This window comes from Rhizobium sullae, assembly GCF_900169785.1.
GTDB classification, from domain to species: domain Bacteria; phylum Pseudomonadota; class Alphaproteobacteria; order Rhizobiales; family Rhizobiaceae; genus Rhizobium; species Rhizobium sullae.
This window is the reverse complement of record NZ_FWER01000061.1, coordinates 30,467-53,597: the sequence shown is the minus strand read 5'-3', so window position 1 is coordinate 53,597 and position 23,131 is coordinate 30,467. Positions and strand designations below refer to the sequence as shown.

General features: G+C 60.4%; 23 protein-coding genes and 1 pseudogene. 10 read left to right on the top strand and 14 right to left on the bottom strand.

The window, feature by feature from the left end; all coding sequences use genetic code 11:
• The first annotated feature begins 7 nt into the window (after window positions 1–7).
• Genes BN1800_RS33390 through BN1800_RS33380 form a run of 3 tightly spaced genes read left to right on the top strand, consistent with a single transcriptional unit; the run spans window position 8 to window position 2,674 of the window.
• Window positions 8–1,036, top strand: coding sequence for an ABC transporter substrate-binding protein (locus BN1800_RS33390; protein WP_087004150.1), 1,029 nt, complete (start codon window positions 8–10; stop codon window positions 1,034–1,036).
• Window positions 1,037–1,088: 52 nt separating this feature from the next.
• Window positions 1,089–1,904: an ABC transporter ATP-binding protein gene (locus tag BN1800_RS33385; RefSeq protein WP_087004148.1), complete on the top strand. Its 816-nt coding sequence runs from the start codon at window positions 1,089–1,091 to the stop codon at window positions 1,902–1,904.
• A complete protein-coding gene (locus tag BN1800_RS33380) occupies window positions 1,901–2,674 on the top strand; it encodes an ABC transporter permease (RefSeq protein ID WP_087004145.1) in 774 nt (257 codons plus the stop codon). The genes BN1800_RS33385 and BN1800_RS33380 overlap by 4 nt, the downstream gene beginning before the upstream one ends.
• A 24-nt stretch (window positions 2,675–2,698) precedes the next feature.
• On the opposite strand, the gene pyrF is transcribed toward BN1800_RS33380, so the two are convergent.
• A complete protein-coding gene (gene pyrF, locus BN1800_RS33375; protein ID WP_087004142.1) occupies window positions 2,699–3,538 on the bottom strand; it encodes an orotidine-5'-phosphate decarboxylase in 840 nt (279 codons plus the stop codon).
• A gap of 101 nt (window positions 3,539–3,639) precedes the next feature.
• On the opposite strand from pyrF, the gene BN1800_RS33370 reads away from it, so the two are divergent.
• A complete protein-coding gene (locus BN1800_RS33370) occupies window positions 3,640–4,533 on the top strand; it encodes a LysR substrate-binding domain-containing protein (RefSeq protein WP_179213961.1) in 894 nt (297 codons plus the stop codon).
• 49 nt (window positions 4,534–4,582) lie between these two features.
• Here the strand turns inward: BN1800_RS33370 and BN1800_RS33365 are convergent, their stop codons facing one another.
• From BN1800_RS33365 to BN1800_RS33335, 7 genes are all read right to left on the bottom strand, one after another.
• A complete protein-coding gene (locus tag BN1800_RS33365) occupies window positions 4,583–5,770 on the bottom strand; it encodes a phosphopentomutase (protein ID WP_087004137.1) in 1,188 nt (395 codons plus the stop codon).
• A 10-nt stretch (window positions 5,771–5,780) separates the two neighbouring features.
• Complete coding sequence (locus BN1800_RS33360; protein WP_087004134.1) at window positions 5,781–6,524, bottom strand: ABC transporter permease; 744 nt, start codon at window positions 6,522–6,524, stop codon at window positions 5,781–5,783.
• 4 nt (window positions 6,525–6,528) lie between these two features.
• Window positions 6,529–7,533, bottom strand: a complete 1,005-nt coding sequence (locus BN1800_RS33355; protein ID WP_087004131.1) for an ABC transporter substrate-binding protein — start codon at window positions 7,531–7,533, stop codon at window positions 6,529–6,531.
• Complete coding sequence (locus BN1800_RS33350; RefSeq protein WP_087004128.1) at window positions 7,530–8,327, bottom strand: nucleoside phosphorylase; 798 nt, start codon at window positions 8,325–8,327, stop codon at window positions 7,530–7,532. The genes BN1800_RS33355 and BN1800_RS33350 overlap by 4 nt, the downstream gene beginning before the upstream one ends.
• Entirely contained in the window at window positions 8,320–9,087 is a 768-nt protein-coding gene (locus BN1800_RS33345; protein ID WP_087004126.1) for an ABC transporter permease, read from the bottom strand. The genes BN1800_RS33350 and BN1800_RS33345 overlap by 8 nt, the downstream gene beginning before the upstream one ends.
• Entirely contained in the window at window positions 9,087–9,860 is a 774-nt protein-coding gene (locus BN1800_RS33340; protein ID WP_210191306.1) for an ABC transporter ATP-binding protein, read from the bottom strand. Before BN1800_RS33340 ends, BN1800_RS33345 begins: the two co-directional genes overlap by 1 nt.
• 185 nt (window positions 9,861–10,045) lie before the next feature.
• Window positions 10,046–10,933: a helix-turn-helix domain-containing protein gene (locus tag BN1800_RS33335; RefSeq protein WP_244564746.1), complete on the bottom strand. Its 888-nt coding sequence runs from the start codon at window positions 10,931–10,933 to the stop codon at window positions 10,046–10,048.
• A 343-nt stretch (window positions 10,934–11,276) separates the two neighbouring features.
• Here BN1800_RS33335 and BN1800_RS33330 point away from each other — a divergent pair, with 343 nt between their 5' ends.
• From BN1800_RS33330 to BN1800_RS33315, 4 genes and pseudogenes are all read left to right on the top strand, one after another.
• A complete protein-coding gene (locus BN1800_RS33330) occupies window positions 11,277–12,125 on the top strand; it encodes a dihydroorotate dehydrogenase electron transfer subunit (RefSeq protein WP_087004118.1) in 849 nt (282 codons plus the stop codon).
• The gene (locus tag BN1800_RS33325) at window positions 12,125–13,060 is read left to right on the top strand and encodes a dihydroorotate dehydrogenase (protein ID WP_087004115.1); all 936 of its coding nucleotides are present in this window, start codon (window positions 12,125–12,127) and stop codon (window positions 13,058–13,060) included. The genes BN1800_RS33330 and BN1800_RS33325 overlap by 1 nt, the downstream gene beginning before the upstream one ends.
• Window positions 13,057–14,748 (top strand): hydantoinase/carbamoylase family amidase, encoded by a 1,692-nt coding sequence (locus BN1800_RS33320; RefSeq protein ID WP_087004112.1) that lies wholly within the window; start codon window positions 13,057–13,059, stop codon window positions 14,746–14,748. Before BN1800_RS33325 ends, BN1800_RS33320 begins: the two co-directional genes overlap by 4 nt.
• A gap of 358 nt (window positions 14,749–15,106) precedes the next feature.
• Window positions 15,107–15,565, top strand: a pseudogene (locus tag BN1800_RS33315) (catalase-related domain-containing protein); the annotation flags it as partial.
• A gap of 125 nt (window positions 15,566–15,690) precedes the next feature.
• On the opposite strand, the gene BN1800_RS33310 reads toward BN1800_RS33315, so the two are convergent.
• The 3 genes from BN1800_RS33310 to BN1800_RS33300 all read right to left on the bottom strand — a co-directional run bounded on the left by BN1800_RS33310 (window position 15,691) and on the right by BN1800_RS33300 (window position 17,181).
• The gene (locus tag BN1800_RS33310) at window positions 15,691–16,116 is read right to left on the bottom strand and encodes a GFA family protein (protein ID WP_087004109.1); all 426 of its coding nucleotides are present in this window, start codon (window positions 16,114–16,116) and stop codon (window positions 15,691–15,693) included.
• A gap of 125 nt (window positions 16,117–16,241) precedes the next feature.
• The gene (locus tag BN1800_RS33305; RefSeq protein WP_244564745.1) at window positions 16,242–16,718 is read right to left on the bottom strand and encodes a DUF2867 domain-containing protein; all 477 of its coding nucleotides are present in this window, start codon (window positions 16,716–16,718) and stop codon (window positions 16,242–16,244) included.
• 58 nt (window positions 16,719–16,776) lie between these two features.
• Window positions 16,777–17,181, bottom strand: coding sequence for a hypothetical protein (locus BN1800_RS33300; protein ID WP_210191305.1), 405 nt, complete (start codon window positions 17,179–17,181; stop codon window positions 16,777–16,779).
• 83 nt (window positions 17,182–17,264) lie between these two features.
• Here BN1800_RS33300 and BN1800_RS33295 point away from each other — a divergent pair, with 83 nt between their 5' ends.
• A complete protein-coding gene (locus BN1800_RS33295; RefSeq protein ID WP_087004103.1) occupies window positions 17,265–17,822 on the top strand; it encodes a TetR/AcrR family transcriptional regulator in 558 nt (185 codons plus the stop codon).
• A 606-nt stretch (window positions 17,823–18,428) separates the two neighbouring features.
• Entirely contained in the window at window positions 18,429–19,649 is a 1,221-nt protein-coding gene (locus tag BN1800_RS33285) for an ATP-binding protein (protein WP_087004097.1), read from the top strand.
• A gap of 400 nt (window positions 19,650–20,049) precedes the next feature.
• On the opposite strand, the gene BN1800_RS33280 is transcribed toward BN1800_RS33285, so the two are convergent.
• The 3 genes from BN1800_RS33280 to BN1800_RS33270 form a co-directional block, all read right to left on the bottom strand.
• A complete protein-coding gene (locus BN1800_RS33280; protein WP_087004094.1) occupies window positions 20,050–20,985 on the bottom strand; it encodes a pirin family protein in 936 nt (311 codons plus the stop codon).
• Between the two features lie 170 nt (window positions 20,986–21,155).
• Window positions 21,156–22,031: a LysR family transcriptional regulator gene (locus tag BN1800_RS33275; RefSeq protein ID WP_087004091.1), complete on the bottom strand. Its 876-nt coding sequence runs from the start codon at window positions 22,029–22,031 to the stop codon at window positions 21,156–21,158.
• A gap of 40 nt (window positions 22,032–22,071) precedes the next feature.
• Window positions 22,072–23,103, bottom strand: coding sequence for an LLM class flavin-dependent oxidoreductase (locus tag BN1800_RS33270; protein WP_087004088.1), 1,032 nt, complete (start codon window positions 23,101–23,103; stop codon window positions 22,072–22,074).
• Window positions 23,104–23,131 lie beyond the last annotated feature (28 nt).

Genomic DNA, 23,131 nt, shown 5'->3' with positions numbered 1-23,131 from the left:
GAACGTGATGATGATGAAAGCAATTGCAGCACTCCTGCTTGCCGCAGGGACACTGGTCAGCTCCGCCGTTTCCGGTATCGCACAGAACTTGACCCCGGTGAAGTTCTCGCTGGATTGGACCTTGCAGGGGAACCATGCCATCTGGGGCCTGGCACTTAAAAATAAAGATTTCGAGGCCAATGGGCTGAACGTCACGATGGACCGCGGCTACGGCTCGGGCGACACCATCGTTAAGGTCGCCGCGGGCGCCTACGACATCGGGTTCACTGACATCAACGCGCTCATCAGGTTCAATGCCGAAAACCCCGATCGTCATCTGATTGCGTTTTATCAGGTGTTCGACAAAACCCCCAACTCGATCATTGCTCTTGCCAAGAGCGGCATCAAGTCGCCGGCAGATCTTGCAGGCAAGAAGCTCGGCGCTCCGGAAGCCGATTCAAGCCGCCTGATGTTCAGTGCGTTTGCCAAGGCAAACAAGATCGACCCGGCCTCGATCAACTGGGTCACCATGGCGCCGAACCTGCGTGAGACGATGCTGGTGCAGGGCCAGGTGGATGCGATCTCTGGCTTCTCCTCGACGTCGGTCTTCAACCTCATTTCGGCTGGCGTGCCGGAAGAGGACATCACCGTGCTCGGTTATGCTGACAATGGGCTCGACCTTTACGGCAGCGCGCTGGTTGCAACCCCGGACTATATCGCCAAGCACCCGGACGTCATCAAAGGTTTCGTCAAGGCCTCGATCGCCGGCACCATCGCTCTCCTGAAAAACCCGGAAGCCGGCATGCAGGCGATGAAGGAAATCGAGCCACTCTATGACGTCAAACTCGAGGCGGCACGCCTGAAATTCCTGATGGACAAGGGCGTTCTGAAATCCCCTTCCTTCGAAACGAATGGCCTCGGCTACGTAGACCCAGCCCGCATGGCGTTGACGATCAAGACGAACAGCGACGTCTACAAAATCGCTGCGCCCGCTGCCGATAAGATCTACACGACCGAATACCTCCCGCCGTCAGCTGAACGGATGCCGCCCAAGTAAGCATTTCCCAGCATCTCGCAATCGTTCCGAAACGACATTCCTGGCGGCCTGGATGAAGAATCTCGTCGAATTGATTGACGTCAGCCTTTCCTACGGGAAGACGCCGGCAGTATCGGGCCTTAATATGAAGGTCAAAGAAGGGTCCTTCGCGGCGGTGGTCGGACCGTCCGGGTGCGGGAAATCCTCGCTGATGAAATTGGTGACGGGCTTGATGCCCGTCACCACCGGCGCCGTTCTGGTCGATCAGCACGAAATCTCAGGCCCGGTCAGCATCGTCGGAATGGCGTTTCAGAATCCGAATCTTTTGCCCTGGCGGACGACATTGGAAAACGTCCTGCTCCCTCTCGAGGTCGTTCGTCCCGAGCGCCATCAGTTCCGTGCGAAGAAACAGGAATTCGTTGATCGGGCGATGGATCTTCTGCGGATCGTGGGACTTGAGAGTTTCGCAAGTCATTATCCGTGGCAGCTTTCTGGCGGCATGCAGCAACGCGTATCTCTCTGCCGATCGTTGATCCACCAGCCGCGCCTACTGATGCTCGACGAGCCCTTCGGTGCGCTCGATGCATTTACACGCGAGGAATTGTGGGATGTGCTGCAGGCGATTTGGCTGGAACGGCACTTCACGGCCATTCTGGTGACGCACGATCTCAGAGAGGCGCTTTATCTCGCGGACAGCGTCCATGTCATGTCCAACAGGCCGGGCCGAATTGTTCGGACGGTCAACACGTCGGCGTTCAGCCGGCCGAGAGGCGAGCAGACCTTCCTGGATCCCGAGTTCAACGAAAGCGTCATGGACCTGCGCTCAGATATCCGCTCGCAAAGAATGCCGATTGAAATCGCACCCGCAAAACCAGCAGGAAAGGCATGATGAGCATGTTGGAACGTGTCGGTCCTGTGGCTTTGCCGGTTATCCTGCTTGTCCTGTGGGAGGTCGGCTGCAAGGCTTTTGACATCCCGCCTTTCGTCCTGCCATCACCCACGATGATCGCAGCGGCCCTTTACGAGAACGCCTATATCATCTGGTTTCATTCGAGCCAGACGCTGCTGACGACGGTCATCGGCTTCGCCGTCGCGGTGGGGTTCGGGGCGGTTCTCGGCGTGCTGGTGGGATCATCCAGGCTCGCCTATACGAGCCTTTACCCGCTGCTCGTCGGCTTCAACTCTGTGCCGAAGGTGGCGATCGTACCCATCCTTGTAGTGTGGTTCGGTATAGGCACCATACCCGCCGTGATCACCGCGTTCATGCTGAGCTTCTTCCCGATTGCGGTAAACGTCGCGACAGGTCTCGCGACAATCGAGGCAGACTTGCGCGACGTCTTGCGCTCGCTGGGCGCAAGTCAACTCGATATCGTCCGCAAGGTCGGCATTCCACGTTCGATGCCTTACCTGTTTGCGTCGCTGAAGATCTCGATCACGCTTGCATTTGTCGGATCCGTCATCTCGGAAACGCTCGCCTCCAACCGGGGTATCGGAACACTGATGACCCAGGCGTCCGCCAATTTCCGGATCCCGCTTGTGTTTGCAGGCCTCATCGTCATCGCCCTCATGGGCGTCCTCATGTATATGATCTTCGCCTTCATAGAAAGCCGCATGACGGGCTGGGCGACGCGGGGAGCCACCTTCGGCATCGGCGGCTAGGCGTCCCCTCTGGGCCGTGCGCGCTTATGGGGTGCCATGCCGGGCGTCGGCGAGGAAACGGTTGATTTCTGACCGCAACCGGGACACATCGGGCCCTTTCTGCAGGATGGCACGAGAGACCGAGGGAAGTGCCCGTCGATAGGCGGAGCCAAACCTCTGCTTCGTTTCGGCGAGCGCGGCTCCCTGAACCCCAACTCCCGGAGCGAGCAGAAGCGATGTCGGGAGGCGGTCAAGAAGGCCGGTGTCCGAGCCGTCGATGGTGGCCCCTACCACGGCGCATATAGGGCCAATAGGTTGACCATAATCAGCGTTGGCCCGAGTGATTTCATCAGCCAGCCTATCCGCAACTGCTGTGCCATCCTCATGGCGCGCATGTTGAAGGAAGCGCCCTTCGGGATTTGACGAATGCACGACGACAAAAATGGATGTATCGCTCGAAAAAGCCCTCTTGAACACCGGGCGCAAAGCGTTGAAACCAAGATAGGCCGTGACAGTCATTGCGTCGCCGCCAAAGGCGCTGTCTCGGCCCAGCATCGCCGTTGCATACCCTTCCATGGTGGTGGCAACATCGCCGCGCTTGCAATCGATCAGGCACAGCGTACCTCTCTCCCGCCAGGCCTTGATGACATCCATCATCACCGTCATTCCCACTGGACCAAACCGCTCGAAGAAGCCGGATTGTGGTTTGACCACCGCGACGCGGTCGCCCGCGGCCTCCAGGACGACGTCGCAGAACTGGCGAAGCCCATCGACAGTATCGTCGAGACCCCAGCTGTGAAGCAGGTCCGACGACGGGTCCAGACCGAGACAAAGCGGCGATCTCTGATCCGCCAGCATAAAGAATTTATCAACAAAGGTCGCCATAGGTGCTCCGGGGTTTGCCTGTCACTCAACGCGGTTAGACAATGAGATTCCGGGGCCTTCGGCAATCGATTAAGCAGGTAAGCAATGTGAGTGGAGAGCACATGACGAGGCGGAACTTGCCACCGTTCAAGAGCCTTCTGGCGTTTGAAGCCTTCGCAAGAATGGGGCGGATGACGCAGGCGGCCAATGAACTCAATGTCACACACGGTGCAGTCAGCCGCCAAATCAAGTCGCTGGAGCTGTTTTTGGGAACCTCACTGTTGAGCGGTCCCAAACACCATTTGGTACTGACGGAGGGCGGCCAGCGCCTGGCGACCTCCCTGACTTCGGCATTCGACCTAATCGGCGCTTCGCTTCCCGGCGCAGAAAGCTGCCAGCAGCTTCTCATCTCCTGTCCTGGTACATTCGCCATGAAGTGGCTTATTCCCCGCCTGCCCAATTTCCTCGATAGCCGTCCGGGCACTGACGTCCGGATCGTGGGAGAGCGCACGACGGCAGATTTCGGACTGACAGGTGTCCATGCGGCGATCCGGCTGGAAAGCGGCAGATCTGATGCCGGTACACTATCGCAAGCTTTTCTGAAGCATTGCTATGGCCCGGTCCTCAGTCCAAAGCTATGGGCCAGCGTGGAAGAGAGCCTGCCCGAGCTTCTGCTTCTGCCTCGGCTATATAGCGAGACATTCGCCGCTGGTTGGACAAAATGGGCTTCTGATAAGGGTATCCTCCTGCCTACCGCACGGCGAGAGCTCGCATTCGAACGTAACTTCTATCTTATTGAGGCTGTCACGGCGGGTCTTGGCGCCGCTGTGACCGCCTGGGCATTCGTACAGTCGGAGATCGCCGACGGAAAGCTTGTGGCGCCATGGGGGTTCCAGCCTCTGAGCGCGCGATTTACCTATGTCCGACCCGGTCGAGTCGAAAACGCCCTCGCAAGGGAATTTGGGCGCTGGCTGCTCGCGCAGGGGCGCCACGACTCTCCGCATCCCGTCGCCTAGCAAAAGATACTGGATCACCGCGTGGCGCCGGAGTCAGTCCTTCGGATTTTCACCGGCACTCAGGCAGCGCGAGATGCGCCGCGACCATCTCCGCCACATGATCAAACCCGCAGATACCCAGCTCTGCGGGTTCTATGCCTGGCCCGGTCGCCAGCACCGGCACCCGCTCACGGGTGTGATCTGTGCCCGCCCAGGTCGGGTCGTTGCCATGGTCGGCAGTGATGATCAAGAGATCATCGCTACGCAGGCGCCCTGTCAGTTCCGGCAGGCGAGTGTCGAAGGTTTCGAGCGCGCGGGCATAGCCCGAAACGTCGCGGCGATGGCCCCAGAGACTGTCGAACTCGATGAAATTCGCGAAGACGAGGTCGCCTGGCCGCGCCCGGTCGCACCCCGCGAGGACATGATCGAACAGCGCCATGTCGTCCTTGCCCTTGGAAACATCGGTGATACCCTTATAGGCAAAGATATCGCCGATCTTGCCAACCGCATGAACGGCACCGCCTGCCGCGACGACCCGGTCACAGATCGTGCCGTCCGGCGGGGCGATGGCGAAATCCCGGCGATTGGCTGTGCGGATGAACTCCCCCGGCTTCTCACCGATGAACGGCCTTGCGATGATCCGGCCGACATTCAGCGGGTGAAAGATGTCGGCGGCGACGCGGCATGTTTCAAGCAGTCGATCGAGCCCGAAATGGGTTTCATGGGCGGCGATCTGCACGACGCTGTCGGCCGAAGTGTAAACGATCGGCCTGCCGGTCGCGATGTGTTCGGCACCGAACCGGTCGAGCACCTCCGTACCGGAGGCATGGCAATCGGCGAGCGTGCCGTCAATACCCGAGCGGGCGATCAGATCCGCCATCAGGTCCGCCGGAAAGGCCGGGATGATACGCGAAAAATAGTGCCAGTCGCGGATGACAGGCACGCCGGCCAGTTCCCAGTGGCCGGATTGGGTGTCCTTGCCGGCGGAGATTTCCTCAGCCGCTCCCCAGCGGCCGGTCGGCACGGCGCCGAGACCGGGCGCCGGTTTGCCCGATGCAAGTTGAATCGCAGCGCCCAATCCCAATACGTCGAGGTTCGGAACTTTGAGCAGCCCGCTGCGTCCCTCGTCCGCGCGACCGGCGGCGCAAGCCTCGGCGATATGCAGCAGGGTATTTGACCCTTCGTCGCCGTAACGCGCCGCATCCGGTGCGCCGCCGCAGCCGACGGAATCGAGAACGCAGAGGAAGACGCGCGCCATCGTTTCCGGCTCAGGAAAGCTGGAAGCGGCCGAGCGAGCGGCGGCGGACGAATTCGATAACCTCATAGAAGGCCCAGCCGATCAGCGATAGCAGCAGGACCATGCCGATGACGACGGCCGTATCACTGTTCTCCTGGCCGGAGGACAACAGATAACCAATGCCCTCGTTGGCGCCCATCAGTTCGCCGATGACCGCAGCGGTCATCGCGAGCGTCGTGGCAACCGCCATGCCAGCAAGAACCGCCGGAAGTGCGGACGGCAGCTCGATATGCCAGAAACTCTGCCACGGGCTGAGCTTCAGCACCGCCGCGAGATCGCGGAAACTGCCCTCCCCGTAACGCAAGCCGGTGACCATGCCGGCCATCACGGGGAAGAAGGTGACGATCGCGATCAGCACGATCTTCGGCGTCGGCCCGATCCCCAGCCACAGTAGCAGTAGGGGGGCGATCGCGATCTTCGGCGCGGTCTGCAGAAGCAGGATGAGCGGCGTGGCAAAGCGTTCGACGCGGGGCAGCCGCGCAAAAACGACGCCGGCAAGAATGCCGACCACCGTTCCGATCACGAAGCCCGCGACGATCTCCAAGAGCGTAACGCCGATATGCCGGATGAGCTTGGCGTTCTCGAACAGGAATAGGAGACGGCCAAAAACCTCAATCGGCCCCGGCAGCAGAAAGGTTGGGATGTTGAAGATGACTACGATCGCCGTCCACAGGACGAGGGTCGCGATCAGACCCGCTATGCCACGCAAGATCATGCGCTTACTTCCCGATGGTGGACGGATCGACGACGAAGTCGGCCGCCTTGGGAGCGCTATCGATCACCTTGTACTGCGCAAGGATGTCGGCGTTCTTCTGCCAGGCGGCGAAGTCGGCAGCGCCGAGGCCCTTCTGCTTGGTGAGCGCGCTCTGCCAGACGGACGGCACGAAGGTCTGTTCGAAGGCGGTCGTCAAGATGCCCTTCTGGTCCTTCGGCCAGGTGGGCGTGTATTTTTCGAGCGAGATATCGAGCGCGTCGCCGATATGTCCGTCGATCACCCATTCATAGGACTGGGTGACCGCAGTCGTGAAGCGCTTCACGAGGTCCGGGTTTGCCGAGAGCTTCGTGTCGCTGGTTACGACGACGTTGCCGAAGGACGGCAGGAAATCGTTCGACAGGATCATCGTGACCTTCGTGCCGTCGGCTTCGAGATTGTACTTGCGAAGTTCCGAGAAGACGATTGCATCGACCTGGCCGGCCTGCAGCGACTGGACGATGGCGCCGGTTGCGACGACTTCGACGCTGACGTCATCGAGGCTCAGGCCAGCCTGCTTCAAGCCGACCTGCAGCTGAAGATAGTTCGGGCTTGCAAGGCTGGTGACGGCGATCTTCTTTCCCTTCAGGTCCTTGTAGGCCTTGATGCCCCTGTCTGCCTTGGCGAGAAGCGCGCCGATGCCGCGCTGATAGGTCGTGTGGACGACCTTGACCGGCAGGCCGTTGGCGGCGGCGGCAACCACCGCGTCACCGTTCGGGAAACCGAAGTCGACATTGCCGGCGGCGATATTCGTCAGGATATCGGCGGCAGCCGCATAGATGAATTCGACTTCGATGCCGTTCTTCTCGAAGATCCCCTTGTCGACGCCGGCATAGAGCGGCGCATAGAAGGGAGCGGCAGCGCCGTCGATTTGCAACACGACCGTGTCGGCCGCCTCAGTGATCGAGGCGAAGAGAGGCGAGGTGAGCGAGGCGAGCAGGCTTGCTGCAGTTGTCACGCGAAACTGGATCATGGTTGGCTCCTGAGTTCCCATTCTGTGGAGGAAAATGCCCTTCCTGCAATGCGCAGAAGGTTTCGCTGGGTTGCCTCATAGTCGTCGAGCCAATCGTCGGTGGCACGATTTCCATGAACACCAAGTAGGCAGCCGGTTTCGAGGCCGATCGCCCCGCCGACGGTCAGAGTGATTTCGCTTTCCATCTCGACGCCGATGGCGCCTTGAGCCTGGAAGCGGTCGATGAAATTGCCGGAGACGTCCGTGCCGCCGTCGGCCGGGCGGTAGCGGCGGTCCTGGCCGAGGTAATAGCTGTCGGTCGAAGCGACCATGCCCGGCCGGCAGGTGAGGCCGAGCTCGGCCGCTGCGGTTATGAGGCCCTGGGTTATCTGCGGCGACGCCTTCGCCTCGCCCCCAGCTGCGCGGTAGGTTCGAGCGGTGCCCGTATCGCCGATGGCCTTGTCGACCGCAATGAAGCTGCCGACCGTGTATTCCGCGACGAGCGCGGACATGCCGCCGATCCTCACGACGCGTTTGGCGCCAAGCATGGCGAGTTCCACGAGTGTGATTTCGGTCGACGGACCGCCGATGCCTGTCGAACAGATCGTCAGCCGCTTGCCTTCATATGTGCCGGTGATGACGGCGAATTCGCGCTTGCGACCAAAATCCGTGACGTCTTCCAGCATGTCGGCGAGCAGCCAGACGCGATCCGGATCGCCGGGTGTCAGCACGTTCTCGGCGATGTCGCCGGGGCCGCAGGGGAGATGCGGCGGGCGGCCGTTTTTCCAGGGAAAGGCAGCGCTGGTCTTAGCCATTCTTTGCACCCTTCCAGGAGAGAAGACGGCGTTCGAGAATGGTCAGCGCGACATGCAGAACGAGGCCGAGCACGACGGTCATCAATACGGCGGCAAACAGAAGCGGCGTCTTATAGGTCGCCGAGGCGAAGGTCATCAGGTAACCAAGCCCAACCTTGCCGGACATCCACTCCGCCAGAACCGCGCCGACCAGCGCCTGTACCGCACCGATTTTCAGGCCGACGAAAATCTCCGGCATTGCCGCCGGCAGCTCGATCTGGAGAAAGCGCTGCACTGCGCCGAGACCGAGAAGCTTCGAAAGATCCTTCATCTTCGGATCGAGCGTCCGAAAACCGGCGGCCGCGCCGACGAAGACGGGAAAGAAGACCAGCGAAAAGATCAGGATGATCTTGGAGAGCACGCCGAAGCCGAACCAGACGATGAAGAGCGGCGCAAGCGCGATCTTCGGCGCCGTCTGCAGGATGACCAACGGGCCATCGAGCCAGACCGCAAGCTTCGGAAAGCGGGTCATGACATAGGCGAGCGCGATGCCGGCGATGCAGCCAAGGACGAGGCCAAGGATGATATTCTGCAGCGTGAAACCGAGATGCAGCCAGAGTTCGCCGGTCAGCGCGATGGTGACCAGGGCGTTCCAGGTCCGAAGCGGAGAAGGCAGAAGAAAGGTCGGCAGGGCCATCGGACCTGTGGCGAACCACCAGACGAACAGGAGCACGGCGAGCGCCAGCGTATAATCGACCGCCGCGGAAAACCGCCTGTTCATCAATGCCCCTCCCCGCCCGGGGTCCGGAGGTCCCGCCGAAGCTGAGCAACAAGCGCGTGATAGGCCGGATCAAGCTTGGTCTCCTCGCCCCGCGGACGGGCAAGCTCGACATTGTGGACGCATTTCAGCTTGCCGGGACGCGCCGTCATCACCATGACCCGATCGGCGAGGTAGGCGGCTTCATCGACGCTGTGCGTGACGAGCAGGATCGTCTTGCCGGTCGACTGCCAGATCCGCAGCAGTTCGTCGTTCAAGTTGTCTCGGGTCAGAAGGTCGACGGCGGAGAAGGGTTCGTCCATCAGAAGAATTGGCGGGTCGTCGGAGAGCGCGCGGGCGATCGCCGCGCGCTGGCGCATGCCGCCGGAAAGTTGGCGCGGCAGCGCCTTTTCGAAGCCCGCGAGCCCGACCATCTTGATGAGATCGAGCGCGACCCTGTCCCCCTCGGCGCGGCTGACGCCGGCAGTATCGAGCGGAAAACGGACGTTGTCGATAATGGTCTTCCACGGCAAAAGCACCGGCTCCTGGAAGACGAAACCCACGGGGCGCTTGCGTCCGGAAACATCAAGCGTGATCAAGCCGCCGGTCGCCTGGTCGAGACCGGAAATCAGCCGCAGCAGGGTGGACTTGCCACAGCCGGACGGCCCGACGATCGATATGAACTCGCCTTCCTTGATGGTAATGCTGACCGGCTCCAGCGCCGTTACCGTCCCATGGTCAGCCACGAATGTCTTGTGAACACCGGCGATATCGATCATTCGCTCCGACTGCGCCACCAAGAACTCCCTTCCTTGCTGGGGGAGCAATTGGTTATCGAGCGGATAAAATCCCCTTCGACCGCCTGTCCGACCCCGGAAAGAGGCCAAGCTTTCACAAAACTTTCATGGGCGCAACAAAAATCTCAAAGATGAGATTTGTATCAAAATTGCTTCTGAGACGCGGTCTCGCGCCCTGATAGCAGTCAGGCGGCGGCCCGTCTCTTGAGAATAGTTTTTTCGATGAAATCGGCGGCTTGGTCGCCCTTGAGACTGCGCCGCCAAAGCTTATCGGTGATGCTACCATAGAGTTGAACCGCGTCCGCCGCAGGAGTGATGGTCGCGACGCCGACGCGGATGTTGGCGAACGAACCGAGCCGGAAGGGGCTGACCGCAACCTGCGCCCTGTCCGCCCGCTTGAAGATCTGGAAGCTTGCGCCCGGCATGGAATCGATCACCACACCGATCTGCACCCCGATCGGCTGCTCGCGCAGCATGTGCACGATGTTCTCGATTTCGGCACGTGCGGCCGCCTGCCGTTCCAGCAATTTGACGCCCGGGTGATTGTGGGCGCCGACGAACCCCACCCGGCCGAATTCCTCCAGTTCAGCGGCCGAAACCAGGCTGACGATACTCGGGCTGCGCCTACGGAACGTCTCCTTGCGAGCTTTCAGTATATCCATCAGAGCCCCGATCTCCCGGATCGCAGTCTTCCGGTCGCTAACGTCCTGCGGAATGCTCTCATCGAGAACCTTCGGCAGCAGTTCGTCATAACGGTCAGTGGTCAACAGATAGGAGATCGGCCCGAACATCACAGTGATCTGGTCGACATCCTCTTCGAGCTGGCGCATCCGCTCGAAGAAACTGACGGCGGACGCAATGTACTCGACACCGACGCCGAGCAATGTCGGCAGCGAGACGCCGAGCAAATCGGCAATCTTGCCCAGCGTGTCGACCTTTGGCGGCTTGCCGGACTCGTAGCGATAGATCGCAGCGCGCGAAACGCCGGCCTTGGCGGCGAGCTCCTCCGGTGTAAGCCCCGCCCCCATGCGGAATGCGCGAAGGCGACGCCCGACATCCTGTGTGGAACTCATGAAGTCCAAGGTGATTCCTCCCGTCATCCTGTTGTTAAATCTTCGACTCTTTAAACAAAAAATGGAAAAATCGCAACGAAGATAGTTTTAAGTAAAAATTCTCATTTTTGAGAATCGTCTTGACAGCTTTTGCATTTCCACCATAGGCTCTGTTTTTGGACCCCGAACGCAGGGAGCACCCTATGACGTCCGACCGCCGCCCTCTCCGACGCTGATCGTCGCGAAGGCCGCGCGACGGCCTCAGCGATGTGCTGAAGCCCGAAGTCGCATCTCACCGACATTTAGATCCGACCGGCGGCCAATCCGCCGAAAGGGCATTCTTTTCTTGATTCCGGACACTGTCATGCCAGCAAGCCCTTGCGTCATTCCTGATTCCGTTGCCAACTCCGCTCCCAGGCGCCCTTCCATCCACGAGGTGGAGTGCCTGGTCAAAGCGCATGAATGGGTGAACGGCCAGTATCGCCTGCTTGTGCTCTCGGTGCCGCGTTCGGTGCTGGATTGCAAGCCGGGACAGTTCTTCCACCTGCTCTGCCCGCAGACCGATCGTTTTCAACCCTATCTGCGCCGGCCGATGAGTATCTATTCCTATGACCGCGCAAAGTGTGAACTTGCGTTCCTCTACAAGGTCGCGGGCGCAGGCACGGGCTCACTGGCAGGCCGCAAAGCCGGTGACGTTCTCAATATCGTCGGTCCGCTTGGACGAGGGTTCGAGATCAGGCCCGCATGGCACCGGTCGCTGCTGCTTGCCCGCGGCGTCGGGCTAGCAACGCTGGCGCCGCTCGCACTGGAATGCGCCCGTCTCGGGCGGCCGCTGACGGCGATCTCCAGCGCCCGCTCGCCCGATCTCCTGATGTCGACCGACCTCTTCCGCTCCTTCGGCGCTGAGGTCATCACCGTCACGGATGCGGAAGGAAATTCCGATGTCGAGAGTCTGACGCCGCTGATCGAGAGCCTGATTCGCAGCCGCGGCATCGATGCCTTCTTCACCTGCGGCTCGGCCCGCCTTTTGCGTATGCTACAGGAGATCGGCGCCCGCCACGGCATCGGTGGACAGGTGGCGCTCGAACAGCACATGGCCTGCGGCATCGGTATGTGCCAGGCCTGCGTCCGGCCCTTCCGGCGCGATGATGGCGCGGTGAACCTCAGGGTCTGCCGCGAAGGACCGGTCTTCGATCTTCAGGACGTGCTGTGATGGCGGACCTCACCACCCGGATCGGCGCGCTGACGCTGAAGAACCCGATCATGCCTGCTTCCGGCACCTTCTCGGAGGAGCTGGCCGAAGTCTTCGATCTCGATTGCATCGGCGCGCATGTGACGAAGACGATCACCCGCGGCAAACGGGCGGGCAACCCCGTTCCTCGCGTCTGCGAGGTCAACGGCGCGATGCTGAATTCGATCGGCATTCCGAGCAAGGGTGCCGAATGGTTCCTGAAGAACACCGTGCCCTTCTACCGGGACTATGACGCGCCACTCGTGATCAGCATCTCCGCCAGTACGGCCGACGAGTTTGCCCGTTTCGCCGAAGAGGTAAGCGTGCCGGGCGTGGCGGCGATCGAGGTCAACATCTCCTGCCCGAACATTGAGGACGACGGCAAAGCGTTCGCCATGAAGCCAGGTGCGACGGCCGACGTAATCCGCCGCATGCGCTCGGCCACCGGTCTGCCGCTCTGGGCCAAGCTCTCACCCAATACCGGTGAAGTGGTGGAGGTGGCACTTGCCGCCGAAGAAGCCGGCGCCGATGCGCTGGTCACCGCCAACACCATGCTCGCGATGGCGATTGACAGCAGCACCGGCCGCGTCAGGCTCGGCAATATCATGGGCGGGCTTTCCGGCCCGGCTCTGAAACCGATTACGATGCGCATGACCTATCAATGCGCCCGCGCCGTCTCCATTCCGGTCATCGGCTGCGGCGGCATCGCCACGATCGACGACGTGCTCGAATACCTGATCGCCGGCGCCCGCGCCGTGCAGGTCGGCACCGCCACATTCATCAGCCCCACCACCATGCCGCGCCTCATTCGCGAGCTCGATCGGAAACTTGCCGAGCGCGGCCTTTCCACCGTCAACGCGCTGATCGGCACGGTCGACGTCGCCGATGAAGCCATCGCAATTGCGGAGTACGCATGATGAATGCCGTCATTCTCGAAAGACCGGCATTTTCCGGTTCCGCCGATGTCACTTCGAAATTGTTCAGTGAGATCGCTGCGCGCACCGCCGATGGCGAGGGCATCAGCCGCCCGGCCTTCTCGGCAATCGAAACGGAGACGCTCGAATTCCTGATCGACTTCGCCCGCTCGGAAGGGCTCACCGCCCATTGGGATGCCGGGCGCAACGTCGTGTTCTCACTGCCCGAGCATCAGGATGCTGAGCGCTACATCCTAACCGGTTCGCACGTCGACAGCGTTCCGCGCGGCGGCAATTTTGACGGCCTGGCGGGCGTGCTCGCCGGACTTTTATGCCTCATCCGGGCAAAGTGTGCAGGCGTCAGCTTCGCGGAGCCGGTCAAGGTCATCGCCATGCGCGGTGAGGAAAGCGCCTGGTTCGGCCCCTGTTATATCGGCTCCAAGGCGCTGCTCGGCGCGCTGTGCGAAACGGAACTTGCCGCCCTCCACAAAACGGACGGCAGAACGCTCGACACCCATATGGAAGCTATCGGCATCGACATGACCGATGTGCGGACGGGCAAACCTCTACTGGATCACAATGCCGTCAAAGCCTATCTCGAAGTCCATATCGAACAGGGGCCGGTGCTGATCGAGCGCAATCTTCCGGCGGCGATCGTCTCCGGCATCCGGGGCAATTTCCGCTACAAGAAGATCGCCTGTTTCGGTGAGGCGGGTCATTCGGGCGCCGTTCCGCTCGCCTATCGGCACGATCCTGTACTCGCGATGGCGGAACTGCTCCATATCCTCGATGCCACCTGGCACGATTTCGTCGCCAAAGGCCGCGATCTTGTGGTGACAAGCGGCATGGTCTCGACCGACCAGCAAAAACATGCCCTTTCCCGTATCCCGGATAGCGTCGAGTTCAGTCTCGACATCCGCAGCCAGGATCGCGAGATGCTCGAAATCATGCATGGTCTGGTGCGCAGGCATGTCGAGCGGATCGAGCGCGAACGCAATGTCCGCTTCGATCTCGGCAAAGCGCATTGGACCAGCCCCGCGCTCTGCAGCAAACCGCTGATCGGTCAGCTCTCCCGTGCGGCGGAAGCGCTAGGCCTCGAACCCGCGCTCGTTCCCTCAGGCGGCGGCCACGATGCGGCCGTGTTCTCCGAAGCCGGCATTCCATCCGGCATGATTTTCATCCGCAACCGCAACGGGTCGCACAATCCGCAAGAGGCGATGGAGATCGCCGATTTCGAGATCGCCACATCCATCCTCTACGAGTTCCTCAGCAACCNCACAATCCGCAAGAGGCGATGGAGATCGCCGATTTCGAGATCGCCACATCCATCCTCTACGAGTTCCTCAGCAACCCTCACGAAACGCCGGTCGGCAGCCAACCAGCGAAGGAAACCGGGCCCATGTTCTCCAAGATCACAGACATCATCCGCCAGAAGGGCAATGCGGTGCGCGCCTATCGCGCCGCTGCTGCCGCCGCGCAGGAAGCCGCCATTGCCGATCCGGATCGCACCGTCGGCTATTTTATACTGGGTCTCGCGGCGCAGGAGGTCGCCGAAACGTATTACGGCGAACCACTGCAGGCCGATGTTTTCGACCAGGAACTGTCTAGGTTTGATGAATATACCAACACACTCGACACTGCATTCGCAAACCCGGATGCCCGGGTTCGGCTTGATGCCCTCTCGATTGTAGCTCGTAGCTTGGCAATTGATCGCCAGCGGTCGACAATTCGCGCTGCCGGCTTGTAATGCAGCAAGTGCAACCGCCGCCTCTTTCTGGGTCGCCTTCAGATGCGCGAGAAACCGGTCTCGCGGGCGCAAGACTATCTGATGGGCAACTGCGTCACGGTGGCGGATGTTTACCACGGTCCTCGGGTGGATGAAGGACTTGGGTATCGCGACCTCGGCCGCTGGCCGAAAGTCGCAGCCTGTATGCGGCGGATAGAGGTTCGCCCCTCGGTCGCGGCGGCGCTGGAAAGGGAGGTAGCAGTCCCCCTTCATTCTTCATAGAAAAAATGCCCTTGACTTAGAGTGCACTCTAACTCGTATCTGAGACCATCCCGGTCAACCAACCGAGATGCCCGGTACACCATTATCACCGTGATGGACAGATGAACACCTATGGGGGCATCCGCACCGGCAATCCAGACGCCTATTACGAACCGAACTCCTTCAATGGCCCAGTCGAGCAATCCTCGGCCAAAGAGCCGCCCCTGAAGATCTCGGGCGATGCCGATCGTTATAACCACCGTGTTGGCAATGACGATTATTCGCAGCCTCGCGCGTTGTTCAACCTGTTCAATGGAAGCGAAAAGGAGCGCCTGTTTTCCAACATCGCGGCGGCCATGGGAGGCATTCCCGAGGAGATAGAGGAACGCCAACTGGCCCATTTTGACAAGGTCCATCTGGATTACGGCAATGGCGTGCGCCGGGCGTTAGCACGGGCTGATGGACGCGAGCGGCCGGCTATCTCGGTAACCGAGAACACTCCGCAGCGCGTGGCCGAATAAGTCAATCGGCTGGCATTACCTCTGAGGGGAACAGCGTTGATGTTCGCGCTCGCCGTTCCCCTCCCCTCAAAAGGGAACAGATGCTTGACGGGGCTGACGTGCGGCGACGAGCCTGCATGAGAAGGCTATTCCGGAACGGCCTCAACGTGCTTTTCGAAGCGAGGAATATGAGGATTAATCCAGGCCCAGTCTGGAGCTGATGCCGTCCAGATCACACTCGTCGGCTCCGCGATGTTCGGCTGATCGAGTGTGCCCACGCGAACCACAATATAGCCCGGCTGAGACATGGCTTCGCTGAACATCTGGGTTCCGCAGGTCGGGCAGAAGCGGCGTCGGATAATCTGGCCGCTGTCGGCGACGCTTGCGTATTCTGCAAGCTCGCCATTGATGGCAATATCTCCGCTGGCGAAGACGACATTGATGGAAGCATTGCCACAGGAGAGATATTGGCAGTCCCTGCACCAGCAGGCGCGTTTGAGGATCGGTACGCTGGATACTTCGAACTGGGCCGCTCCGCAAAAACACCGCCCTGTTATCGGTTTGCTCGTCATGCTTCACCTCATTTGCTTGCTCAAGGTGTATATCGTTCGTGAACATGGGCACGTCCGCGCTGTCATAAAAATGGTTCCCTCTCGGCTTTGCGAAACAGACGGGAAGTTGCGTCCGTATCGATCAGTCAAACAGGCCTGATGAGGCGCGACAGGAGTGCGGGAACGAGGATTTTGTGGAACGGCAGGACGGCTGCGAGATAAACGCGGCCGAGCAGGTTGTTTCGCTGAACCAGCGTCGTGGCGGTAACCCGGAGCGTGGCGTCGTTCAAATCTGCCACGTCGACAATGAGCCGAAAGTTGAGGTGCCTGTCATCAAGGCCAAGAACGATGCGCTCGGGAGACGATGAAAAGACCGGAAGACCGCTGTGCTGGGACGACAAGTCCAGTTCGTCGCCGGACTTCAACCCAAAAGGAGCGACGACGAGATTGCGAAGGGCCAGAAGTTTCGCGATCCAGCCCGGCGGCTGACTGAATGCCAACTGTGCGGCCTGAGGCGCGCTCATCGCCGTATCGATCACGTCGACAGCAAAAGCGTCGCCGAAATCGGCGGACGGCAGGATTTGTCCGCAGTTTTCGGGGACGGATACAGGAAATGGCCGCACGGAATGCTCCTTTCGATCTGCTTGCATTGCGTCGAGTGGCGGCTGCGTCCGAAGGCATTCAGTTGGCAGAACCGATCGCCGGCATGTTTGCCCAGACGATCAAAGCGAAGGCAACAGCCATCAGCACCCAGCCCGGATGAAGTCGGCGCACGCCCCATAAGGCGCCGAGAGCGCCAAAGAGAAACGAGCTGCCCGCGAAAAAACTGGCAGCAAGTTGCGCCTCACGTCCGTACCAGATGACAGCCGCGATCAAAGCAACGCCGCTCAGCAACCAGTTGAACGTGGTGAAATGCAGCAGCAGCGGTATCAGTCTTCGCATTGGTGCGGATGGTGTCGCTGCAGCGGTAAGCGATGCGTCGACCCGAGAGACTACGAGCCTTTGCAACAGGATACCGTGAGGCACCGCTGTTCCGCCGCCGATGACCCCGGCTGCTATCAGGGCTGCGCCATGCAAATCCATCATCTCGAACCTTCTCCATACACATCTGTATGGTCAAGATGGAACGCTTGTTGCCAAGAGTCAATACATCTGTGTATGGTCGGCCCATGAATGATCGTCTTGCGAAGTCCGACTGGATCGACCATGGCCTGCGCACCCTTGCCGAGCGCGGCCCCAATGCCCTGAAAATCGGCGCCATGGCGGAGGGGCTGAACGTTTCCCGCGGCAGCTTTTATTGGCATTTTCGGGACGTAGCCGATTTCCGGACACAACTCCTGCAGCATTGGAGAGACTGGACAACGCAGCGGGTCATCCGGGAACTGGAGGCTGATCTCGATGAGCCGGACCGTCTGAGATCGTTGGTGAGCAGTGCATTTGCCGGCGAGCCGGGGAACGGTCGAACAATAAGATCACTGGACAAGGCTGTGCGTGCCTGGGCCATAGATAGTGACGAAGTTGCGGCGGTCGTTGCCTCCGTCGATGCCGACCGGGTGGCCTATATCGCAAGGTTGCTGGTGGAATCCGGGGTGGAAAGCGAAAAGGCGGCCTATCGGGCATCCTTCCTTTATTGGGCCTATCTGGGCCAGCCGATTGCGATGAACCCGGATTTTTCATCGGCCACATCGACCGCCATCGCCGATATCTGCGAGCTATTCAGGAGATGAGGATCAAGACGATGCTCAGATTGACGCTGCGCTTCTTATTAACTTCTCCGCTTCAAGCTTTCTATTCGCAGCTGAACTTCCGTCTTTGGATTCACGCTCTCCGGTTTCGGGAAGAAGCACCTTATCTCGGTGTCCAGGAAACGGGGGAGCAGGCCGTTCCATCGCTCGCTCAGGGTTCGTCTGCTCCGGATCGTAGTCCGATCAGCACAGCGCGCTTTGGCGTGCTGTAGCCTGGTTGCGGACCTCCCATCATTAATCAAGGCCTAAGTTGCGGCGGTAGCCGCGCAAAGGCCAAGGGCGCTGCCGCTCCCTTAGAAGCCGAGCGTTAAGCGCAAACTGAAACCCAGATGCGGTTTCCGCTTTTATCGGGACACAGCAGGTGCCAGAAGCCTCTCTTCGAGCCATCAACCCCTCACGACGAACCCACGCTCCAATTCTGAGGGGGGGCGTGGTGGGGTCTCCAGCGCAGGGGTGCGCCGGCAACGAACCGCCGTTCAAAAGGCATTCCCCTTCCAGATTGCGACTTTGTAAGTTCCAATTGGCGGGACATTGACTTCCAATCAGCCGAGACCGATAGTTCCAATCGTCCGAGATTCGAGGGAAGGCATGTTCGAGAGGTTTGTAGAGAAGCGAGCGGAGGAAGCCCTTTCGGATACTCCAGTGGTCCTCATCGTGGGACCGCGCCGAGCCGGCAAGACTACGCTTGTCCGAAAGATGGGGGAAGCCGGCCGAACCTATATCACCCTCGACGATCAGACGGTTCTCGAAGCCGCCCAATCCGATCCTGCCGGCTTCATTCGGGGCCTGGATCGAGCCATCATCGACGAGATTCAGCGCGCACCAGACCTGCTGCTGGCGATCAAAAAGACAGTCGATGAGGACTATCGTCCAGGCAGGTTTCTGCTTACCGGATCGGCGAACGTGCTGACTTTGCCGCGGATTGCGGACAGTCTGGCCGGACGGATGGAGACCATTCGAATGCTGCCGCTGGCGCGGGCCGAGATCGAAGGCCGGACGCCAACTTTTCTGGAGCGCCTTTTTGACGGGAGGCTAAAGAACCCGCGGCGTTCGGTCATTGGGGATGATTTCGTTCAGCTCGTCCTGCTCGGCGGATTTCCTGAAGCGATCAGCCGCGACAGCGAACGGCGACGGCGGGACTGGGCTCGTTCTTATCTAACTTCGATCCTGACCCGAGATCTGCGGGACATTGCCGATGTGGAAAAGCTGACCGAGCTGCCAAAGTTCGTGCGGCTGTTGGCCGAGCATGCAGGCCAATTGGTCAACTATTCGCAGTTCGGCGGCAGCATCAACGTCAGCCACAAGACCGGGCAGCGTTATGTCGGGCTGCTCGAACAGGTGTTCCTGGTCACGACGCTGCAACCCTGGTTCACCAATACACTGAAGCGCATCGTCAAGACACCCAAGCTGCATTTCCTCGATTCCGGTCTGCTGGCCAGCGTACGCGGCATCACCTTCGACCGGGTGAAGGCGGATCGCGGAACATTCGGCGCGCTGCTGGAGAGCTTCGTGTTCTCTGAAGTGCTGAAACTGATGACAGCCTCAGATCTATGGCTGACACCATACCATTTCCGGGATCGGGACATGCGCGAGGTGGACATAGTGCTGGAACGCGACGACGGGATGATCGCCGGCATCGAGATCAAGGCGAGCGCCACGGTCAAGGCCGGCGATTTTGGAGGCCTCCGCGCACTTGCTGAAGCCTGCGGCGATCGTTTTGCCTTCGGCGTCGTCCTCTATGACAACACTGATGTGGTGCCGTTCGGCGACAAACTGGCCGCAGCGCCGCTGTCCAGCATGTGGGGCTGAGAATGGTCGCAGAAGCCGACGTGGGGACCATGCAAACACATCGTCGACCAACGTGTCTCTGGCCGAGAAAGAAGAAAAGTAAAAAATTCGGGAAATCGCTTTCCGGGTTTCCCGCTGCAGCACGATCAACTGGACGAGCGCACCTCATGACCTCTGCGCGCCAACCGAGGGCTCAACCTCTCAAGCTTTGCGGCGCATCGGCGCTCATACCGTTTCGCCGAATGCGGACTATACGCCGGACCCAAGGACCACTCTTCCTCTACGGCTGGCCGCATTGTACTCAAACCATCGAGATCAATCACGACCGTCCCGCCAAAATAAGGCATCTGCAACATCGATGCGCTCGGTAACGGGTTGGGCAATCTTCTGCAATTTATCATCCGATGAAAGGTCGCCCTCATCACTCTGGAAGCGGGATGTGCTCATCCCGGTCGTCGACCGGAAGATCGAAGCGCCCCTCGCCCCAGTTCTGTGCCCGCCATTCAGCCTTGGCTTCCTCGATACGCTCCCTGGATGAGGCGACGAAGTTCCACCAGATGTAGCGTGGGCCGGAAAGTGTCGCCCCGCCTAAGATCATCAGTCGCGCGCCTCTTTCCCCGGCTGCGACCGTGATCCTGTCGCCAGGACGAAACACCATCATCTGGGGTGCTTCGAACTCCCGGCCGGCGATCGAGATCGAGCCTTCGACAATGTAGATGCCCCGGTCCTCATGATCGTCCGGCATCGGCAGGCGAGCACCTGCTTCGAGCCTAACATCGGCATAGAATGTCTCGGAAAACATGGTCGCGGGAGCGAACTTGCCATAGGCGTTCCCGAGAATGAGCCTCACCGACACACCATCGTCCTCGATCATCGGCAGCGTCTCCTTGCCGTGGTGTTCGAACATCGGCGCCATGTCCTCGTGGGCTTCCGGCAAAGCCAGCCAGGTCTGGATCCCGAACAAGCCGTTCGGCCCTGTCCGCGCGGCTGCGGATGTCCGCTCGGAATGGGAAACACCTCGCCCTGCGACCATCCAGTTCAACTCACCGGGACGGATGATCTGGTCAGCTCCGGTACTGTCACGGTGGTGAAAGTCACCGCGATACAGATAGGTGACCGTGCCAAGACCGATATGGGGGTGCGGCCGAACATCGATGCCCTGGCTGGTCAACAGCTCGGCCGGGCCGGCCTGGTCGAAGAAGATGAAGGGTCCCACCATCTGCCGCTTCGGTGCCGGCAAGGCGCGGCGAACCTCGAAGCCGCCAAGATCACGGGCCCGAGGAACGATGAGCGTCTCGATCGCGTCGATGCCGACCTCGTCAGGGCAGCCTGGTTCGATTGCAGGGTTCCAACTCATGCGCGTTCACTTCTCCTCTCTGTCTGACGATCCCGTACCCGCGTAGAGTGCAGGAGCCGTTGCATGGCCCCAAGTGACTAACGGGTGAGCGCGCCCGCGACTAGCTGCGCGGCGCGGTAAGCTGTGTCGCAAAAAGCGGAACGCGCAGTCGATGCGTCAACACGCAGATCCTACAAATGCGGATTTCTTTCGAATGCTTCGGTCAGGAACTCCGAGAGGATGCGGACTTTTCGCGCCGGGTGCGGGCTGGGTGGCCGCACGACGTAGACCCCACCGACCGGTAGCGGAAAACGGGTCATGACTGGAACGAGCGCGCCGGACGCAAGATATTCATGGGTAACGCAATCGGGAAGCCACGCTATACCAAGCCCTGCTGCGGCCGCGCTGGCGAGCGCCGCGCCATTGTCGGAACTGAAGCGCCCCTGGGGCTGCACAGTGATGATCTTGTCGCCATCCATGAAACGCCACGTTTCGGCGCCCACGAGGGCTTGATGAGCGGCGATTTCATCCGGCTTTTCAGGTGAACCATGTATCCTGATATAGTCCGGGCTCGCCACCAGCTTGCCGTAGATCTGACCAACCCGCCTTGCAATCAAGTTCGAGTTGCGCAGGGCGCCGACCCGGATCGCGCAATCGAACCCGTCCGCAATCAGATCGACGAACCGATCGGCATACTCGGCATGGATCTGAAGCTGCGGGTGGTGGCGTGCCATCTCTGCAAGCACGGGCGCGAAATGTAGCGGGCCTGATGTGAGAGGGACGGCCACGCGCAAGCGCCCGCGAAGATCACCGGCAGGCAAGATCGTTTCCCGCGCAAGGTCGATCTCGGCACAAATCCTGGCGGCATGTTCTCGAAACGTGCCCCCGGCTTCCGTCAGCCCAGCACCACGGGTCGTTCGTGCAAGAAGCTGGATACTGAGCGCTTCCTCAAGCCTGATGAGGCGCCGACTGACCATTGACTTGGAGATCCCCAGTCGACGTGCCGCGGGAGAAACGCCCCCGGCATCGGCAACTTCGACAAATGTCCGCAGATCCTCGATGTCCAATTGGCGTTCCCCGCTTTGCAATACAGCCTGGCGTCCATGCCTATCGCGCTGCCCTCACGATTGGCGCGACTTCAGTGCCGAGAAGTTCGATCGATCTCTTCATCGCTGCCGTGTCGAGAGAGGCTGTGCTCATCTGGAAGGTGATGCGCGAAACGCCGCCAAGCGTCTCACTGGCCTGCAGCATCTTGGCTGCGACCGTCTTCGGGTCACCGATCAGGAATGCGCCCTGCGGACCTGCCATGGCTTCGAACTGCTGGCGCGTCGGCGGTGACCAGCCGCGTTCGCGACCGATCTTCGTCGTCAGATGCGCCCATCCCGGAAAGAAGGCGTCCTTCGCTGCGGCGTTGGTCTCGCCCAAGAATCCCATCGCGTGGACGCCGACCTTAAGCGTCTCGGGGCTATGTCCCGCGCGACTGCCAGCTTCGCGATAGAGATCGACAAGCGGACGGAAGCGCTCGAAGCTCCCGCCGATGATTGCGATCATGAGCGGAAGGCCAAGCGAACCGGCACGAGCGAAGGATTGCGGCGTGCCGCCGACCCCGATCCATAATGGTAGCTGTGGTTGATGGGGACGCGGAAAAACACCTTGCCCTTTGAGGGCCGGACGGAAGCGACCTTCCCATGTAACATTGGTCGCCTCGCCAAGCTTGAGAAACAGCTCAAGCTTTTCAGCAAAAAGGTCGTCATAGTCGCGTGTGTCCAGACCGAATAGCGGATAGGCTTCCACGAAGGAACCTCGCCCGACAACGACTTCCGCACGGCCTTTGGAAATCAGATCGAGAGTTGCGAACTCCTGAAAAACCCGCACCGGGTCAGCGGCGCTCAGAACGGTCACCGCGCTTGTCAATCTGATCCGGCGGGTCCGGGCCGCTGCCGCGGCCAGAATGACGGTCGGGGCCGAATCGAGAAACTCGCCGCGATGATGCTCGCCTATGCCGAAGACATCGAGCCCGACGCGGTCCGCGACGACGACCTCCTCAATGAGTTCGGCCATTCGCTCGGTCGCCGAAGGAAGCTTGCCTGTGGTCGGATCCGGGAGGATGGCTGCAAAACTGTCGATACCGAATTCCATTTTTGGTCCTTGGATATTTGTCTGTCTA

What these genes read in the sequence shown, in the direction of transcription:
- BN1800_RS33390 (WP_087004150.1), top strand. Translation starts at nt 8, where the DNA reads ATGATGATGAAAGCAATTGCAGCACTCCTGCTTGCCGCAGGGACACTG.
- BN1800_RS33385 (WP_087004148.1), top strand. Translation starts at nt 1,089, where the DNA reads ATGAAGAATCTCGTCGAATTGATTGACGTCAGCCTTTCCTACGGGAAG.
- BN1800_RS33380 (WP_087004145.1), top strand. Translation starts at nt 1,901, where the DNA reads ATGATGAGCATGTTGGAACGTGTCGGTCCTGTGGCTTTGCCGGTTATC.
- pyrF (WP_087004142.1), bottom strand. Translation starts at nt 3,538, where the DNA reads ATGGCGACCTTTGTTGATAAATTCTTTATGCTGGCGGATCAGAGATCG.
- BN1800_RS33370 (WP_179213961.1), top strand. Translation starts at nt 3,640, where the DNA reads ATGACGAGGCGGAACTTGCCACCGTTCAAGAGCCTTCTGGCGTTTGAA.
- BN1800_RS33365 (WP_087004137.1), bottom strand. Translation starts at nt 5,770, where the DNA reads ATGGCGCGCGTCTTCCTCTGCGTTCTCGATTCCGTCGGCTGCGGCGGC.
- BN1800_RS33360 (WP_087004134.1), bottom strand. Translation starts at nt 6,524, where the DNA reads ATGATCTTGCGTGGCATAGCGGGTCTGATCGCGACCCTCGTCCTGTGG.
- BN1800_RS33355 (WP_087004131.1), bottom strand. Translation starts at nt 7,533, where the DNA reads ATGATCCAGTTTCGCGTGACAACTGCAGCAAGCCTGCTCGCCTCGCTC.
- BN1800_RS33350 (WP_087004128.1), bottom strand. Translation starts at nt 8,327, where the DNA reads ATGGCTAAGACCAGCGCTGCCTTTCCCTGGAAAAACGGCCGCCCGCCG.
- BN1800_RS33345 (WP_087004126.1), bottom strand. Translation starts at nt 9,087, where the DNA reads ATGAACAGGCGGTTTTCCGCGGCGGTCGATTATACGCTGGCGCTCGCC.
- BN1800_RS33335 (WP_244564746.1), bottom strand. Translation starts at nt 10,933, where the DNA reads ATGAGTTCCACACAGGATGTCGGGCGTCGCCTTCGCGCATTCCGCATG.
- BN1800_RS33330 (WP_087004118.1), top strand. Translation starts at nt 11,277, where the DNA reads ATGCCAGCAAGCCCTTGCGTCATTCCTGATTCCGTTGCCAACTCCGCT.
- BN1800_RS33325 (WP_087004115.1), top strand. Translation starts at nt 12,125, where the DNA reads ATGGCGGACCTCACCACCCGGATCGGCGCGCTGACGCTGAAGAACCCG.
- BN1800_RS33310 (WP_087004109.1), bottom strand. Translation starts at nt 16,116, where the DNA reads ATGACGAGCAAACCGATAACAGGGCGGTGTTTTTGCGGAGCGGCCCAG.
- BN1800_RS33300 (WP_210191305.1), bottom strand. Translation starts at nt 17,181, where the DNA reads ATGATGGATTTGCATGGCGCAGCCCTGATAGCAGCCGGGGTCATCGGC.
- BN1800_RS33295 (WP_087004103.1), top strand. Translation starts at nt 17,265, where the DNA reads ATGAATGATCGTCTTGCGAAGTCCGACTGGATCGACCATGGCCTGCGC.
- BN1800_RS33285 (WP_087004097.1), top strand. Translation starts at nt 18,429, where the DNA reads ATGTTCGAGAGGTTTGTAGAGAAGCGAGCGGAGGAAGCCCTTTCGGAT.
- BN1800_RS33280 (WP_087004094.1), bottom strand. Translation starts at nt 20,985, where the DNA reads ATGAGTTGGAACCCTGCAATCGAACCAGGCTGCCCTGACGAGGTCGGC.
- BN1800_RS33270 (WP_087004088.1), bottom strand. Translation starts at nt 23,103, where the DNA reads ATGGAATTCGGTATCGACAGTTTTGCAGCCATCCTCCCGGATCCGACC.